Source organism: Hyphomonas sp. J20-32, assembly GCF_055808555.1.
In genome coordinates, this window is sequence record NZ_CM147873.1 from 2,378,031 (window position 1) to 2,393,207 (window position 15,177).

Below are 15,177 nucleotides of genomic sequence, written 5' to 3' on the forward strand. Positions count from 1 at the left end.
GGCGCTACTCCTGATCCACGTAGCAGACCTTGCGGGCCGCTGCGACGATGTCTGCGACGCCGGGGAGGCTCATGGCTTCGAGATTGGCGGCATAAGGCAGCGGCACGTCCTTCTGGCAGACGCGGGCCGGGGGGGCGTCGAGATAGTCGAAAGCCTCGGCGACGACGGTGGCACAGATTTCTGCACCGACGCCCATGTAGCGCCAGCCTTCCTCGCAGGTGACGAGGCGGTTGGTCTTCTTCACGCTTTCGACCACGGTGGCGGTGTCGAGCGGGCGGATGGAGCGCAGGTCGACGACTTCGGCGCTGATCCCCTGCTCTGCCAGTTCGTCGGCGGCCTGGAGGGCGAAGCCGACCATGCGGGAATAGGCGACCAGCGTGACATCCGTGCCGGCGCGCTTCACGGCAGCCTTGCCGATGGGCAGGACATAGTCGTCAAGGTCCGGCACCGGGAAGCTGTTGCCATAGACCAGTTCGTGCTCGAGGAAGACGACCGGGTTGGGGTCGCGGATCGCAGCCTTGAGCAGGGCTTTGGCATCGGCGGAGTCATAGGGCGCAACGACCTTGAGACCGGGGATGTGGCCGTACCATGAGGCATAGTCCTGGCTGTGCTGGGCACCGACGCGAGAGGCCGCGCCATTGGGCCCGCGGAACACAATGGGACAGCCCATCTGACCGCCGGACATGTAGAGCGTCTTGGCGGCGGAGTTGATGATGTGGTCGATGGCCTGCATGGCGAAGTTGAAGGTCATGAACTCGACGATGGGTTTCAGGCCGCCAAAGGCCGCGCCGACGCCGAGACCGGCAAAGCCATGCTCCGTGATCGGCGTATCGACGACTCTCTGGGCGCCGAATTCCTGCAGCAGCTCGCGGGTGACCTTGTAGGCGCCCTGATATTCGGCGACTTCCTCGCCCATGACAAAGACCGTATCGTCGCGGCGCATTTCCTCGGCCATGGCGTCGCGCAGGGCGTCGCGGACCGTGGTTTCGGTGAAGGTCGTGCCTTCTGGAATGGAAGGATCGGAAAGCACGGCGGCGACGGGCGCGTCTTCGGGCTCGGACTTGAGAGCAGGTGCGGGGTCACCGGCTTCAGCGTGTTTTGCTTCCGGGATGGCGGCGGGCGCCGCGGCAATGTTCGCAGACGGCTTGACGCTGCCTGCGTCTTCGCCATCTTCAGCGAGCACAGCAATGACGGCGTTCACTTTGACGCCTTCGGTCCCTTCAGCCACGAGAATCCGGGCGAGAATCCCGTCATCGACAGCTTCGACTTCCATCGTTGCCTTGTCGGTTTCGATCTCGGCAATCACATCGCCGGACGAAATGCTATCGCCTTCCTTCTTCAGCCATTTGGAAAGGGTCCCCTCTTCCATGGTGGGCGACAGGGCCGGCATGAGAATATCAACGGACATCTAGGCGGACTCCACTTCGCGCAGGACATCTGTCCAGAGTTCTGAGGGATCGGGCTCCGGGCTTTCGAGCGAGAAGTCGGCGGCGTCCTTGACGATGCCCTTGATCTCCTTGTCGATCGACTTGAGATCGTCTTCCGTAGCGTGCCCGGCATCAAGCAGCTGGCCCTTGAGCCCTTCGATCGGGTCGTGATGGGTGCGTATGTCGTCAACTTCTTCGCGCTTGCGGTACTTGGCCGGGTCGGACATGGAGTGGCCGCGATAGCGATAGGTCTTCATTTCGAGGATGTAGGGGCCCTTGCCCGACCGGGCATATTTGACGGCCCGTTCACCGGCTTCCTTGACCGCGAGCACGTCCATGCCGTCAACGGCTTCGCCCTCGATCTCGAAACTGATGCCGCGCTTGAAGAGTTCGACCTCGGCCGATGCGCGGGCCACGCTTGTGCCCATGGCATACTGGTTGTTCTCGATGACGTAGACAACTGGCAGGTCCCAGAGGGAGGCCATGTTGAAGGCCTCGTAGACCTGGCCCTGGTTGGTCGCGCCGTCGCCGAAATAGGCGAGACTGACATTACCGTTGCCCTTGTACTTGTTGGCGAAGGCGAGACCCGTGCCGATCGGCACCTGCGCCCCGACAATGCCATGGCCGCCGAAGAAGTTCTTCTCGCGGCTGAACATGTGCATTGAGCCACCCTTGCCTCGGGAGAGGCCGCCGCTGCGCCCGGTGAGCTCGGCCATGACGCCTTTCGGGTCGAGGCCGCATGCGAGCATGTGACCGTGATCGCGGTAACCGGTAATGACCTGGTCGCCATCCTTCAGGCAGGCCTGCATGCCGGTGACGACCGCTTCCTGACCAATATAGAGGTGGCAGAAGCCGGCAATCTTGCCCATGCCGTAGAGCTGGCCGGCCTTCTCTTCGAAGCGCCGGATCAACAGCATCGCCCGATAATATTCGAGCATGTCGGCCTTGTTTGCCTTAGTGGGTGCTTTTTTGGCACTCTTAGGTTTTGTCGCCATCAGATAACTCCATCCCTTACCCGTCTTATGTATGCGCGTTTCCGCTGCGACAAGTCAGAACATCTATGTCAATTTGCAACGCTATGGTCTGACGCCATCAGGACGATCTCGTTTGGGTAGACAAAAGCCAGTTTATCGCGCGCCAGTGCCTCGACAAAGTCAGGATCGACCGACCCCGGCGTGAGCCTGCGAATATCGGTGCGCAGGCGCGACAGGTCGGCTTCGAGCCTTGCCAGATCGGCCTTGCGGTCTTCGAGTTCCAACTGGGCATCCGACCAACGGCCAAGGCCCTTCTCCCCCGCAAACGCGTGGTAGGCGAAGTAGAGCACAAGCAAGCTGAGCCCGAGGGCCTCAAGGCGGGATACCATGGTGCGAATTTGTAGCCGCGATTGGTTAACCGCGCGTTTGCACTATTCCGCGTTGATGCGCGAGCGACCCGCATAGATGCCGATGGGCCCCAGCTCTTCCTCGATGCGAATCAACTGGTTGTATTTCGCAATCCGGTCAGAGCGAGAAAGTGAGCCCGTCTTGATCTGCCCGCAATTGGTAGCCACGGCGAGATCTGCAATCGTCGTGTCTTCTGTTTCACCTGAACGGTGGGACATCACGGCTGTATAGGCATGGAGGTGCGCCAGCTCGACAGCGTCCAGCGTCTCCGACAGTGTGCCGATCTGGTTGACCTTGATCAGGATCGAGTTGGCAGCGCCTTTCTGGAGCCCGGTCGACAGGCGTTCGGGATTGGTCACGAAGAGATCGTCGCCCACGAGCTGGACGCGGTCGCCGATCATTTCGGTCAACGCAACCCAGCCATCCCAGTCGTCTTCAGCCATGCCGTCTTCGATAGAGATGATCGGATAGCGGCCGCACAGATCAGCGAGATACTTGGCGAACTCCTCTGAACCGAGAATCTTGTTCTCGCCCGCGAGGTTGTACTTGCCGTCCTTGTAGAACTCGGTCGACGCTGCATCGAGCGCGAGCGCGATGTCTTCGCCCGGCTTGTAACCTGCCTTTCCGATGGCTTTCATGATGAAGCCGATCGCCTCTTCGGTCGAGCCGATGTTCGGCGCAAAACCGCCTTCGTCGCCGACATTGGTGTTGTGACCGGCGTCGCTGAGCGTTTTCTTGAGGGCGTGGAAGACTTCAGCGCCCATGCGGACCGAATCAGCCAGGCTCTCGGCGCTGACCGGCATGATCATGAATTCCTGGATGTCGATCGGGTTGTCGGCATGTTCGCCGCCATTGATGATGTTCATCATCGGCGTCGGCAGGACGCGGGCATTGGCGCCGCCGATATAACGATAAAGCGGCATGGCGCTGCTTTCTGCGCCTGCCTTGGCCACCGCCAGCGATACGCCGAGAATGGCGTTTGCACCGAGGCGGGACTTGTTCTCCGTACCGTCCAGATCGATCATCATCATGTCGATCAGGCGCTGGTCGGTGGCGTCCATGCCGTCGAGTTCATTGTAGATTTCACCATTCACGGCATCGACGGCCTTGAGGACGCCCTTGCCGCCGTAGCGCGACTTGTCGCCGTCGCGTTGCTCGTGGGCCTCATATGCGCCAGTCGAGGCGCCCGAGGGCACGGCCGCCCGGCCGGTCGAACCATCGGCAAGGGTAACGTCGACTTCCACGGTCGGGTTGCCCCGGCTGTCGAGAATTTCGCGTGCGTGAATGTCGATGATCTCGCTCATGGCGGTCCAGTGCCCCTCGTTTGTTTCGGCGTCAGATGTAAAAAGCGCCCCCTGCCGGACGGCGGGAGGCGCTGGAACCCTTAGTCTTGTGCGCGTGGAAGCGCAACCGGACTAGATATCGCCCTTTGGCTCAAGCACCTGGCGACCGCGGTACATGCCGGTCTTCAGGTCAATGTGATGGGGGCGACGAAGCTCGCCCGACTGGGCGTCTTCAATGTAGGTGTTCATGTCAAGCCGGTCGTGCGAACGGCGCATGCCGCGACGGGACTTGGAGATTTTGCTCTTTGGAACTGCCATGACAGGTATCCGGATTGATGCGCATTTTCAGCGTGTGAATTGGAACGGGCCTCTTACAGACGCCAAACGGGCTTTGCAAGGTCTGAACATCACCAAACCCGCGAATTGTGCTTTCCCCTGCCCTATTGGGCTGCCGGGACTTCCTTCGCTGCCTCGGCCTGCTTCAGCAGGCGCAACATGTTGCCGCTCCAGATGTTCTGGACGTCCTGTTCGGAATAGCCCTCGGCCAGAAGGCGTTCGGTGACTTTTGGCAAGAAGGATACGTCTTCCATGCCTTCCACCCCGCCGCCGCCATCCCAGTCAGCGCCCATGCCGATATGCTCGGGCCCGACCACTTCGAGGGCGTGGTTCATATGTTCCATGAATTTTTCGAACGTGGAGCGAGGGGGCGGGAATGATGCATCGACCTCTTCCATGCGGGCCATGTAGCGGTCACGCGTTTCATCGTCGGCTGTGATCGGCGAGATACCTTCGAATTCCTGGGCTAATGCATCGAGGGCGGCCTGGCGTTCGGGCGTCGGCTCAAGCGCTTCGAGGTAACCGCCATATGCGTTGATCTGGATAACACCGCCATCGTCAGCGATCTTGCGCAGGAGGTCGTCACTGATGTTGCGTGGGTGATCGTACACGGCCTTCACGCCTGTATGGGTGAGAATCAGCGGCGTGGTGGAGAGCGCGATCATGTCATCAACCGTCGAATCGGCTGCGTGCGAGCCATCCAGGACCATGCCGAGGCGATTGGCTTCCCGGACCAATTCCTCGCCGAGTGGGCTGAGACCGCCAAAGTCTCCGGCCGAAATGTCGGTTGCGCTGTCCGCAAACTGGTTATCGCGGAAATGCACGGGACCAATGAAGCGGACTCCGCGGTCATAGAAAGTCTGGACCAGGGACAGGTCAGTCCCGATCGGATAGCTGTTTTCGATGGACTGGTAGACGACGCGCTTGCCGGATGCCGTGATGCGGGCGGCATCTTCGGACGTAAACGCCAGCTCAAACACGTCGGGGTGGTCGGCGACCATCGTGTGAATTTCGTCGCTACGGACAAGGGCGGCCGCTCTCGCGGCTTCAAAGGACGCTTCGTCGACGGGGCCTTGCGGTGTGAAAATCACCCAGAAGCCCCCGTCGAGACCACCGCGAGTCATTTTCGGCAGGTCGACCTGGACGCTGCCAAGCACGCTCGGATTGTCGGCCATGATATCGAAACCGGGCTTTGAAAGATTCGCGGGCGTATCGAGGTGGGAATCTAGCACGAGCAGCCGTTCATGCATTTGAGCCGCCGTTTCAGGCTCAGCCACCGGGTCCACAGGCGCCTGCGCCTTGGGAGAACAGGCCGCCAAGGCTGCCAGAACCAGTATGCTCGTCATTGCAGGTTTCAAGTGTCAGCCCTCGTCATTCGATTGGATGAAAGGACCTTATCGGCAAAATGCTGCAGCGCAAGAAAATGGCCGCTCCGAAGAGCGGCCAAGGTAAGCAAGAAGGACGTCAGATCGTTGCCCTGGCAAGAAGCCGAAAAGCCACGGCCTGACAAAATGGTTAATAGCGAATCCAACCTGAACGGACTGGTGGTCCAACGTTGTGTTCTGTTCACCTAACAGGCGAGTTGGGTCGGCCTGCTATGTTTCCGGGTCTGGTCGCGTAAAAATGGCTTCCAGGCTGCGCAGGTTCATGCCGTTCTTGAGGTAGTTGGCGGGTGTCAGGTTGACGGCTTTGACCATGCCCCGTTCGATCTTGGTGCCCTTGCCATCTTCTGTCGGCACCATGTCGAAATCGATGATGTTGATGCAGCCAGTGTCCTGCTCAAAGCCCGCGCTCGCACCGAGAGGAGCGCCCACGACAGACGCAAGCACCATCCGGTTGACGACTTCATGAGCGACAACAAGTGCGCTGGCCCAGCCGGGACGGGTCAGCAGGTCGCTCAGGCCCTCGAGGATGCGCTCAAGGGCATCGGAAAACTTCTCCCCTCCCTCAAGAAACCGCGCACCTGGTTCCCCCGCCTGTTCAAACGTGAACGTCATGGTGGCGGCCAGGTGTTCGGCCGAATGGAAATCGATATAATGACCGGACCGGACTTCTCCAAAACGCGGCTCTTCTTCGAGGACCAGATCCTTGGGGTGTTCCGCGAGGACGATCTCGGCCGTTTGCCGTGTGCGCTTGAGCCCGGAACAGATTGCGAGATCGAAGTGCACCTCCGACAATGCCACGCCTGCGGCCTTCGCTTCGAACTCGCCCTCTGGCGTCAGCACGGCGATAGAGGGATCGCGCGCCTTGCGGACGGCTTCTGACGTGTAATCCACGAAGCCGTGGCGCATCAGGTAAATGCGCCGCCGGCCCGTGGTTCCCGGAAGGGCGCTCATCAGCGGCTGACTTGCCAGTCGCGCAGGATTTCATCGGTATGCTCGCCGACGCCAGCCGGACGCCTCTGGATTTCTGCCGGCGTGCCGGAGAACCTTGGTGCCGGCGCTGGCTGGACCACACCCTCCACTTCGACAAACGTCTTGCGTTCCGAATTGTGGGGATGGCTCGGTGCTTCTGCCATGGACAGCACCGGCGCGAAGCAAATGTCCGTGCCCTCCATGATGGCGCACCACTCGTCGCGCGTCTTGGTCTTGAAGAGCGCGGTCAGCTTGGCCTTGAGCGGGCCCCATTTCGACCGGTCCATCTGCGCCTTGAATTCGGGATCGGTGATTCCGGCTTTCTCGAGCAGCAAAGCGTAGAATTGCGGCTCGATCGAGCCGATGGACACCCATTTGCCATCGCTGCATTCGTACGTGTCGTAGAAGTGAGCGCCGCCGTCGAGCAGGTTCGACTCGCGCTCATCTGTCCACACGCCCATGGCCTTCATTCCGAAGAACATGGTTGAAAGCGAGGCGGCACCGTCTGTCATCGCAACATCGATCACCTGGCCCTTGCCGCCATTCTTGACGTTCACAATGCCGGCCAGAAGACCCATCGCAAGATAGAGCGCACCGCCGCCATAGTCGCCGACGAGGTTGAGCGGCGGGCTCGGGCGTTCACCCTTGCGACCCATGGCATGGAGCGCGCCCGTCAGGGCGATGTAGTTAAGGTCGTGACCGGCGGCTTGCGAGAGAGACCCGAACTGTCCCCAGCCGGTCATCCGGCCGTACACAAGCTTCGGATTTCGCGCTAGGACAGTATCCGGCCCGAGGCCATTGCGTTCCATCACGCCGGGACGGAAGCCTTCGATCAGGCCGTCGGCCTTCTCAATCAGCTTCAAGGCAACTTCGACGTCTGCCGGATCCTTGAGATTCAGGCTGATCGATCGGCGTCCGCGGCTCATCACATCAGCGGCGCGGCCTGGCTTGCCGTCTCCCGCCCGGTCGATACGGACTACGTCGGCGCCCATGTCCGACAGCAGCATGCCGCAGAACGGTCCGGGACCAATTCCAGCGAATTCAACAATTTTGACACCGTCCAGTGGCCCATTCGCCATGATCTTCTCCCATTCTCACTCGGCCATGCAGCCTGATTAGCGGAACTTTAAGTGTGAAACGCGCAAAAGGAAGGGGTGTCCCAGCGTCGCCCGCTGCAGCGTTTCGAGAAATTCATGCCTGACCTGTCCTACATGGATCCACCCATCGAAATTGCCGCAACAGGCGTGCGCTTGAGGATTGTGGTGTCTCGCGTGCGATCTGGCGGACTGCGCCCCTACGCTGCTGGAGACGTGGTGGACTTTGAGTCGTCGGACCCGCTCCTGATCGATTTGACCAGCGTATCCAGAGCAACGCTCGAAAGCTGCCACGCTGCATGCCAGCGCGGACTGACCCGCAGATTGATCCTGCTCGATACCGCCGACTCAGGCTTGTTTCTGTCTGACGCCCTGACTGTTCGGCGGGACCTGGACCTTGGTATGTTGAAGGGGCGCCTGTCGGCCATGGCACGCCGCGATGCGCTTCGCCTTGAAGCCGAGATCAGGGCTGAAACGGCTCAGGCTTTCGGGATGCGGGCGCCCGCCGCGTCAACCGATATCGCCCCGCAACTCATCTTTGTTGGTCAAAGCTCGCCGTTGTTCCTGTGGCTCCAGAATGCCCTGAAGACCAGGGGTGTGTCACTCACAGCCGGACTGACGCGAGGCACGGTGAGAGACTATGCTTCATCTCGCCGGTTTTCAGCTGCGCTGTTCGACCTGACGGCGGCCGGTGGCCATGGTGCGGGAATGCAGGACGCGTCGGAGCCGGGGGAATTGTTGAATGGCCTGCCCATTGTGGCCCTGATCGACGGCGGCAAGCGCTTGCCGGATGGCATGCAAGACCTGCTTTCGCTCGCTGACGACATCATTGAGTGCCAGGATCCAGATGAGGACGTGGCGAAACGCATTGAAATCCTGGCGCGAAAATATCAGGCGATGAGCCCGGTGAGACCTGCTGGGTCAAATAGCCAAGCCGCGTGCGACGCTCCAACCGGCTTGTTTTCGCGTGCGTTTCTCGAATCTCACCTTGAACGGCAAATCGGTATTTCAGAACGACGGGCTGACGCTTTGTCAATTATGACGCTGAAGCTGGCGGGAGAACACCGGACCAATGCCGAGGCGCTGGAAGCGTTGGCAAGTCGTCTTGGTCCCCTGCTGCGCGAGACCGACTGCGCCGCTGTCGTCGAAACCGGCACAATTGCGTTGTCCATGCCGCTGACGACTTACCGAGGCGGCGTTCAATTGGCTAATCGGATTGCCGAAGCGGTTTCCGGTGACGCCAATCCGGCCTACCGAACGCTTTGCTGGCGCGTCGTCGAGAAGCGGGCATTCCAGACAGCCAGCACCTTGCTCGAGACCGCCTTAACCGGACCATTCATGCGTGTGGAAGCGGCCTAGGCGTTTACGAGCCCGGACACGGCTTCCAGTTCCTTGAGGAAGGCCTTGACGCTGACCAGCCGGCGTTCCGGTTCGCCGCCCAGTCCGGAATGGACAAGCTTGGAATCCGGGCGCAGCTTCAACACGTTCGGACGGGTGCGGACGAGTTCCATGAGGCGCGCAGGATCCATGATGGTGTCCGGCCGGAATGCAAAGACAGCCCCTTTGACGCCAGAATCCAGCCTCGAAATACCGAGCGCCTTGCACTGGACCTTGATCGCCGTGACCTCCAGCAGCTGCCGTGTCGCCTCCGGAAGCGGGCCAAACCGGTCAATGAGTTCTGCGGCAAATGACTCGCGGTCGGTGGCCGTGCTGATTTCTGCAAGGCGACGATAGAGTGATAGTCTGATCGTGAGGTCTTCGACGTAGTCTTCAGGAATAAGGACCGCGACGCCGAGATTGATTTGCGGCGACCAGTCATCGACAACGTCATCCTCGCCCCTGGCACCAGACTGCAGCGCCTTGACGGCATCTTCCAACATGGATTGGTAGAGTTCCACGCCCACTTCCCGCACCTGGCCGGACTGCTGGTCGCCGAGCAGATTGCCCGAGCCGCGCATATCGAGGTCGTGGCTGGCAAGCTGGAAGCCGGCACCCAAGCTGTCGAGCGACTGAAGGACTTTCAGCCGTTTTTCGGCCATATCGGTCACGACCTTGTCGCGCGGCGTCGTGAAATAGGCGTAGGCACGCAGCTTTGAACGGCCCACGCGGCCGCGCAACTGGTAGAGCTGGGCGAGGCCGAACATGTCGGCGCGGTGGATGATCAGCGTGTTGGCGCGCGGGATGTCGAGCCCGCTTTCAACGATGGTCGTCGATAGGAGAACATCGTACTTGCCTTCATAGAAAGCCGTCATGATGTCTTCCAGCTCTCCGGGAGCCATCTGACCGTGTGCGACGATGAAGGATACTTCAGGAACCTGGGCCGACAGGAAGTTCTCAAGCTTGTCGAGATCCTGGATCCTGGGTGCCACAAAGAAGGCCTGTCCACCGCGGTATTTCTCACGCAGCAAGGCCTCCCGGAGTGTGACCGTGTCTTCTTCGGTGATGTATGTGCGGACAGCAAGACGATCGACAGGCGGTGTCGCGATGATGGACAGGTCGCGAATGCCGGTGAGCGCCATCTGGAGCGTGCGCGGAATGGGCGTTGCGGACAGGGTTAGCACATGCACGTCGGCCTTCAGCTCTTTCAGGCGTTCCTTGTGTTTCACGCCAAATCGTTGCTCTTCGTCGACGATGAGCAGCCCCAGACGCTTGAAGTCCATTCCCTTGGCCAGCAGGGCGTGCGTGCCGACGACGACATCGACGCTGCCGTCAGCCAGCCCGTCGCGTGTCTCTACGGCTTCGCGCTGGCTAACCAGGCGAGACAAATGGCGCACCCTGAGCGGCCACCCTGCAAAGCGCTCAGAAAATGTCTTGTAGTGCTGTCGGGCGAGCAGCGTCGTCGGCGCAATAACGGCGACCTGCTTGCCGCTCATTGCCGCCATGAAGGCAGCGCGTAAGGCGACTTCTGTCTTGCCAAAGCCCACGTCACCACAGACGAGCCGGTCCATGGGTTTGCCTGAGGCAAGGTCACCAAGCACGTCTTCGATGGCGTTCAACTGATCGTCTGTTTCTTCATAGGGGAAACGCGCCGCGAACTCCTCATACATCCCCTGCCCTGCGGAAAGCGCGTCGGCGCGCTTCAGGGCGCGCTCTGCGGCAATGGCCATGAGCTCGGCGGCCATCTCGAGGATGCGCTTCTTGGCCTTGGCCTTGCGGGTTTGCCAACCCGCGCCACCGAGGCGATCAAGCTGGCTCTCGGATTCTTCCGATCCATACCGGCTGATCAGGTCGATGTTCTCGACCGGCAGGAAGATCATGTCGCCGCCCGCATATTCGAGCTGGAGACAGTCGTGAGGCGCGCCGGTCAAATCCAGCGTCTTCAAACCGATATAGCGGCCGACGCCATGATCGACGTGGACAACAAGGTCCTCCGGCGACAGGGCGGACGCATCTGTAATGAAGCTTGCTGACTTGCGGCGGCGCCTTGGGGCTGCCAGGCGATCACCCAGTATGTCCGCCTCGGAAATTACCGCGAGATCGGCGGTCTCAAACCCCGCCTCCAACGGGACCTCGACCACAGTGAAGTCAGTCTTGCGTACGGCTTCGAGCGAATGGACCTGGACCAAATCGGGCAAGCCATGGTCGGCCATGACGTTTATCAGGCGATCGGCAGAACCAGCCGACCAGGCCGCGAAGGCAACAGGCTTGCCTGACGCGTACAAGGCCTTTGCATGCGCGATAGCTGCTTCGAAGATATTCTCTTCGGGGCGAAGACGTTCCGGCGCGAAGTCCCGGCCCACCCGCGCGCCTATGTCATAAGCGCCTCCAGCAGCCTCTGCCGGCGTGAAGCGGACGACGGCGTGCGTCGAAAGTAACTGGTCGAGGTCCGACAACTCGAGGAAGAGGTCGGACGGCGCGAGCACCCGGGCTGCTCGTGCGTCACCGCCCGCAGCTTCGAGACGCGCAGAATAGTAGTCCTGAGCCTGAGCCAGGCGCTCTGCGGCGGCTTCGGCAGACAAATGCCCGAAACCGATGAGTGCCGTATCGCCGATATAGTCAAAAATGGTTTCGAGATGATCATGGAAAAGCGGGAGCCATGCTTCGACGCCCTGCCGCCTAATCGAAGCTCGCGCCGATTCATACATCTGGTCTCCGGACGGTGGGCCAAATATTGCCAGGTATTTTTCGCGAAAGCCGCTGAGGATTGTGTCGTCGAACAGGATTTCGCTGACCGGTGCGAATGCGACCGAACGCGCGTCGCCTGTGGAGCGCTGCGATTCCGTGTCGAAGGTGCGCAAGGTTTCCAGCGTGTCACCGAAAAAGTCCAATCGGTATGGTTCGCCTGACGTTGGCGGGAAGATATCGATGATGCCGCCGCGAATCGCGAACTCACCGTGTTCACGTACTGTGCCTGCCCGGACGTAGCCGTTCACCGAGAGATATTCTGTGAGGTCATTCTGACTTACCGATTGACCAACGGACACGGAAAAGGACGCGCGCCGCAATGTCGAGACTGGCGGCACGCGCTGGACAAGCGATGTCGCTGTCGTGACGACCAGGAGCGCCCCTTGAGTTGCGTCATAACGTGCGAGCCGTGCCAGGCAGGCGCACCGTCGAGCAGCAACGCCGGGCGTGGGACTGACCCGGTCATATGGCAGCGTGTCCCACCCCGGAAGATCAACGCAGTCGAGGCGGGGCGAGATGAATTGCGCCAGACGCCGGGCCGTGTTCGCATTCTTGTCATCGCGCGCGACATACAATCCTACCCCGCCCCGCGCCTCAAGCGCGCGACAGAACGTGATGAGGTCTGCGCCGAAGGGCGCTCCGGCAAAGCTGGCCGGGCCGCTCAAGGATTTGAGAAGGTCGACAGGGGTCATCTGGATCTTTGGCAAGGTTCGTTTCGGGGCAGCTGCGCTGCTGGCGTGATCAGCCAGCCTGCGCGGCGTAGCGGAAAGCGACTAGCTGGTCCAGCACGGGCCCCTTGTGATTGTCAGGTACTTCAGTCTGGCCAATCAGCCATGCATAGACTTCCCAGTCTGGCACTGACAGCAGGCGCTCGAACTCATCAAGCTGTGCTTCATCGAAGTCGGCCAGGAACTTGTCCGCAAAAGATCCCATGTAGAGGTCCATTTCGCGAAAACCGCGTCGCCAGGCCCGGAAGGTCAATTTTCGACGCCGCGTTTCCATCGCATGCTCCAACATTTGTTGCCAGCCGAGGATATAGTCTGCTGGCGCAGCCCGTAAACCACGCATTGTGCGCTCAAGTCCGCGCGCATAGAGTCGCGCAATGCGGGATGAAAGACTTTTTCCAATGTTTGCCGGGCTGGAATCGCTGACAGGCGTGGGCCCGAAGCTGAAACCTCTGCTTGAGCGGCTGGTCGACGGAGACACGCTTTGGGACCTCTTGCTCCACCTGCCGGAACGGTGGGTTGATCGCCGGGTCCGCGCGAGCTTCGATCAGGTCGTTTTCGGTGAGGTGGCGACGGTGCAGGGAGAAGTCCATGCGTACCAGGCGCCTTATTCTGACAAGGCGCCACACCGCATCCAGTTGTTCGATGGGACGGGCTTCCTGACGCTGGCCTTCTTTCGTGCGGACGGGCGTTGGTTGCAGGGCCAATTCCCGATCGGGTCAGTCCGGATCGTCTCAGGACGCGTGGAAGATTTCAATGGCGAGCGCCAGATGACCCACCCTGACTATATCATGGATCCGGCGAAGGGTGACCGCCCGCCCGAAGTCGAACCCATTTACGGCCTGACCGCCGGCCTGACCAACAAGCGTGTGCATGCCCTTGCTATTCAGGCATTGGACAGTGTGCCGGACGATTTGCCCGAATGGGGCGATGTCCACCTGGTGAAGCAGAAAGGCTGGGTCGGGTTCAAGTCGGCTCTGGAGGGACTCCACAATCCGTCGGTTTACGACGAAGGCGCGTTCGAGGCGGCGCGCGAAAGGCTGGCCTATGACGAAGCGCTGGCAAGGGAATCTGCTTTCGCCCTGGCCCGCGCAAGCCGGAAACGGCGAAACGCGCCACCAATTCCCAAGGCGCAGGTGGCCCAATCGCGGCTTGCGCGTAGCCTGCCCTACCGGCAGACGGGCGCCCAGGTTCGCGCAGTTGCGGAAATTGGTAACGACATGTCGAGCCAATCCCCCATGCGCCGCATGTTGCAAGGCGATGTCGGGTCCGGCAAGACGCTCGTTGGCGCCATGGCAGCCGTACAGGCAGTGGCAGGCGGCTTCCAGTCGGCCTTCATGGCGCCGACGGAAGTGCTCGCACGGCAACAATACGAGACGCTGGACACACTTCTGTCACCGCTTGGTTACACCGTCGCGTCGTTGACCGGGCGCGACAAGGGCGCAGCCCGTGAAGGCACGCTTCTCGGGCTCGCGGATGGGTCTATTCAAATAGTTGCTGGCACTCACGCCCTGTTCCAGGAATCGGTCGTCTTTCGAAATCTCGGCCTGATCATTGTCGACGAGCAACATCGGTTTGGCGTGCAGGACCGCATGCGACTGGTTGGCAAGGCCGTGTCCCCGCACATGCTGGTGATGAGCGCGACGCCGATTCCGAGGACTCTGGCCCAGGCCGTTCATGGCGACCTGGACGTGACGATACTTGATGAGAAGCCTGAGGGTCGCAAACCTGTCGAAACGCGAGCCGTACCCGACACACGGATCGAGGAAGTCGTGGATGCTGTTGGCCGCGCCATCAAACGGGGAGAACGGGCATTCTGGGTGTGTCCGAAAGTGGATGTGGATGACGATGATTCCACTGCGGTGGGACGCCATGCCGCCCTGAAGGATCAATTGGGTGTCCCGGTCGGCCTCGTGCACGGGCGGATGAAGCCAGCGGAAAAGGATGGCGCGCTGGAAGACTTCCGAACGGGCCGGACGAAGATACTCGTGGCAACGACCGTGATCGAAGTCGGAGTGGACGTACCCGAGGCGACAATCATGGTAATCGAGCGGGCCGAAGGCTTTGGCCTGGCGCAATTGCATCAATTGCGCGGCCGGGTCGGTCGCGGCGACAAACCGTCATTCTGCCTTCTGCTGTATCGCCCACCGCTTGGCGACATGGCGCGAGAGCGGCTGGAGACCTTGCGCCGGACGGAAGACGGATTCGAAATAGCCGAGGCGGATTTCAAACTGCGCGGCCCCGGAGACATGCTTGGACTGCGCCAGGCCGGAGCGACAGACTACCGGATCATCGACCTGTCGCGCCATGCAGAGCTGCTCGTCATCGCCAAAAAGGATGCGACAGCCGTCGTTGAAGCGGACCCGGAGCTCGTTGGACCGCGCGGCCAAGCCATGCGAATAGTCCGGGAGTTACTGACCCCACGATTGAATACCGGAGGTGCAAGCTGAT

Annotated in this window: 12 protein-coding genes; 2 read left to right on the forward strand and 10 right to left on the reverse strand. The window is 60.9% G+C overall.

Annotated features, from left to right (window positions below; genetic code table 11):
* Nucleotides 1-4 precede the first annotated feature (4 nt).
* The 8 genes from AC0L7I_RS11565 to AC0L7I_RS11600 all read right to left on the reverse strand — a co-directional run bounded on the left by AC0L7I_RS11565 (nucleotide 5) and on the right by AC0L7I_RS11600 (nucleotide 7,861).
* Nucleotides 5-1,408, reverse strand: coding sequence for a pyruvate dehydrogenase complex E1 component subunit beta (locus tag AC0L7I_RS11565; protein WP_473396577.1), 1,404 nt, complete (start codon nucleotides 1,406-1,408; stop codon nucleotides 5-7).
* On the reverse strand, nucleotides 1,409-2,422 hold the full coding sequence (gene pdhA / locus AC0L7I_RS11570) for a pyruvate dehydrogenase (acetyl-transferring) E1 component subunit alpha (protein WP_473396578.1): 1,014 nt from the start codon (nucleotides 2,420-2,422) through the stop codon (nucleotides 1,409-1,411).
* 68 nt (nucleotides 2,423-2,490) lie between these two features.
* Nucleotides 2,491-2,790, reverse strand: a complete 300-nt coding sequence (locus AC0L7I_RS11575) for an FtsB family cell division protein (RefSeq protein WP_473396579.1) — start codon at nucleotides 2,788-2,790, stop codon at nucleotides 2,491-2,493.
* A 42-nt stretch (nucleotides 2,791-2,832) separates the two neighbouring features.
* Nucleotides 2,833-4,113, reverse strand: coding sequence for a phosphopyruvate hydratase (eno, locus tag AC0L7I_RS11580; RefSeq protein WP_473396580.1), 1,281 nt, complete (start codon nucleotides 4,111-4,113; stop codon nucleotides 2,833-2,835).
* Between the two features lie 111 nt (nucleotides 4,114-4,224).
* Complete coding sequence (rpmF, locus tag AC0L7I_RS11585; RefSeq protein WP_473396581.1) at nucleotides 4,225-4,410, reverse strand: 50S ribosomal protein L32; 186 nt, start codon at nucleotides 4,408-4,410, stop codon at nucleotides 4,225-4,227.
* 122 nt (nucleotides 4,411-4,532) lie between these two features.
* Complete coding sequence (locus AC0L7I_RS11590) at nucleotides 4,533-5,774, reverse strand: dipeptidase (RefSeq protein ID WP_473396582.1); 1,242 nt, start codon at nucleotides 5,772-5,774, stop codon at nucleotides 4,533-4,535.
* Nucleotides 5,775-6,023: 249 nt separating this feature from the next.
* Nucleotides 6,024-6,764 carry a histidine phosphatase family protein gene (locus AC0L7I_RS11595; RefSeq protein WP_473396583.1) on the reverse strand — a complete coding sequence of 247 codons (741 nt, stop codon included), beginning with the start codon at nucleotides 6,762-6,764 and terminating at the stop codon, nucleotides 6,024-6,026.
* Complete coding sequence (locus AC0L7I_RS11600) at nucleotides 6,764-7,861, reverse strand: CaiB/BaiF CoA transferase family protein (protein ID WP_473396584.1); 1,098 nt, start codon at nucleotides 7,859-7,861, stop codon at nucleotides 6,764-6,766. Before AC0L7I_RS11600 ends, AC0L7I_RS11595 begins: the two co-directional genes overlap by 1 nt.
* Before the next feature lie 75 nt (nucleotides 7,862-7,936).
* Between AC0L7I_RS11600 and AC0L7I_RS11605 the strand changes: the two genes are divergently transcribed.
* Entirely contained in the window at nucleotides 7,937-9,235 is a 1,299-nt protein-coding gene (locus AC0L7I_RS11605) for a hypothetical protein (RefSeq protein WP_473396585.1), read from the forward strand.
* Here the strand turns inward: AC0L7I_RS11605 and mfd are convergent.
* Nucleotides 9,232-12,693 (reverse strand): transcription-repair coupling factor, encoded by a 3,462-nt coding sequence (gene mfd / locus AC0L7I_RS11610; RefSeq protein ID WP_473396586.1) that lies wholly within the window; start codon nucleotides 12,691-12,693, stop codon nucleotides 9,232-9,234. The two genes, AC0L7I_RS11605 and mfd, sit on opposite strands and share 4 nt — an antisense overlap.
* Nucleotides 12,694-12,742: 49 nt before the next feature.
* Nucleotides 12,743-13,069, reverse strand: coding sequence for an FAD assembly factor SdhE (locus tag AC0L7I_RS11615; protein WP_473396587.1), 327 nt, complete (start codon nucleotides 13,067-13,069; stop codon nucleotides 12,743-12,745).
* Nucleotides 13,070-13,103: 34 nt separating this feature from the next.
* Here AC0L7I_RS11615 and recG point away from each other — a divergent pair, with 34 nt between their 5' ends.
* Nucleotides 13,104-15,176: an ATP-dependent DNA helicase RecG gene (gene recG / locus AC0L7I_RS11620; RefSeq protein ID WP_473396588.1), complete on the forward strand. Its 2,073-nt coding sequence runs from the start codon at nucleotides 13,104-13,106 to the stop codon at nucleotides 15,174-15,176.
* Nucleotide 15,177 lies beyond the last annotated feature (1 nt).

What these genes read in the sequence shown, in the direction of transcription:
- AC0L7I_RS11615 (WP_473396587.1), bottom strand. Translation starts at nt 13,069, where the DNA reads ATGCGTGGTTTACGGGCTGCGCCAGCAGACTATATCCTCGGCTGGCAA.
- AC0L7I_RS11575 (WP_473396579.1), bottom strand. Translation starts at nt 2,790, where the DNA reads ATGGTATCCCGCCTTGAGGCCCTCGGGCTCAGCTTGCTTGTGCTCTAC.
- eno (WP_473396580.1), bottom strand. Translation starts at nt 4,113, where the DNA reads ATGAGCGAGATCATCGACATTCACGCACGCGAAATTCTCGACAGCCGG.
- recG (WP_473396588.1), top strand. Translation starts at nt 13,104, where the DNA reads ATGCGGGATGAAAGACTTTTTCCAATGTTTGCCGGGCTGGAATCGCTG.
- pdhA (WP_473396578.1), bottom strand. Translation starts at nt 2,422, where the DNA reads ATGGCGACAAAACCTAAGAGTGCCAAAAAAGCACCCACTAAGGCAAAC.
- AC0L7I_RS11595 (WP_473396583.1), bottom strand. Translation starts at nt 6,764, where the DNA reads ATGAGCGCCCTTCCGGGAACCACGGGCCGGCGGCGCATTTACCTGATG.
- AC0L7I_RS11565 (WP_473396577.1), bottom strand. Translation starts at nt 1,408, where the DNA reads ATGTCCGTTGATATTCTCATGCCGGCCCTGTCGCCCACCATGGAAGAG.
- AC0L7I_RS11590 (WP_473396582.1), bottom strand. Translation starts at nt 5,774, where the DNA reads ATGACGAGCATACTGGTTCTGGCAGCCTTGGCGGCCTGTTCTCCCAAG.
- mfd (WP_473396586.1), bottom strand. Translation starts at nt 12,693, where the DNA reads ATGACCCCTGTCGACCTTCTCAAATCCTTGAGCGGCCCGGCCAGCTTT.
- AC0L7I_RS11600 (WP_473396584.1), bottom strand. Translation starts at nt 7,861, where the DNA reads ATGGCGAATGGGCCACTGGACGGTGTCAAAATTGTTGAATTCGCTGGA.
- rpmF (WP_473396581.1), bottom strand. Translation starts at nt 4,410, where the DNA reads ATGGCAGTTCCAAAGAGCAAAATCTCCAAGTCCCGTCGCGGCATGCGC.